We start from the raw sequence: 746 nt of genomic DNA on the forward strand, positions 1-746 counted from the left end.
TGGAGGAAGGTGGGGATGACGTCAAGTCATCATGGCCCTTACGACCAGGGCTACACACGTGCTACAATGGCGCATACAAAGAGAAGCGACCTCGCGAGAGCAAGCGGACCTCATAAAGTGCGTCGTAGTCCGGATTGGAGTCTGCAACTCGACTCCATGAAGTCGGAATCGCTAGTAATCGTGGATCAGAATGCCACGGTGAATACGTTCCCGGGCCTTGTACACACCGCCCGTCACACCATGGGAGTGGGTTGCAAAAGAAGTAGGTAGCTTAACCTTCGGGAGGGCGCTTACCACTTTGTGATTCATGACTGGGGTGAAGTCGTAACAAGGTAACCGTAGGGGAACCTGCGGTTGGATCACCTCCTTACCTTAAAGAAGCGTACTTTGCAGTGCTCACACAGATTGTCTGATAGAAAGTGAAAAGCAAGGCGTCTTGCGAAGCAGACTGATACGTCCCCTTCGTCTAGAGGCCCAGGACACCGCCCTTTCACGGCGGTAACAGGGGTTCGAATCCCCTAGGGGACGCCACTTGCTGGTTCGTGAGTGAAAGTCACCTGCCTTAATATCTCAAAACTCATCTTCGGGTGATGTTTGAGATATTTGCTCTTTAAAAATCTGGATCAAGCTGAAAATTGAAACACTGAACAACGAGAGTTGTTCGTGAGTCTCTCAAATTTTCGCAACACGATGATGAATCGAAAGAAACATCTTCGGGTTGTGAGGTTAAGCGACTAAGCGTACAC

Annotated in this window: 1 tRNA gene and 1 rRNA gene; both read left to right on the forward strand. The window is 50.0% G+C overall.

The features are described from left to right. Positions 1-370 (forward strand): 16S ribosomal RNA (locus ACS8YF_RS19705); the annotation flags it as partial. Between the two features lie 85 nt (positions 371-455). Continuing rightward, a tRNA-Glu gene (locus tag ACS8YF_RS19710) sits at positions 456-531 on the forward strand. Positions 532-746 lie beyond the last annotated feature (215 nt).

This window comes from Salinisphaera sp. SWV1 (genome assembly GCF_052044155.1).
GTDB lineage: Bacteria > Pseudomonadota > Gammaproteobacteria > Nevskiales > Salinisphaeraceae > Salinisphaera.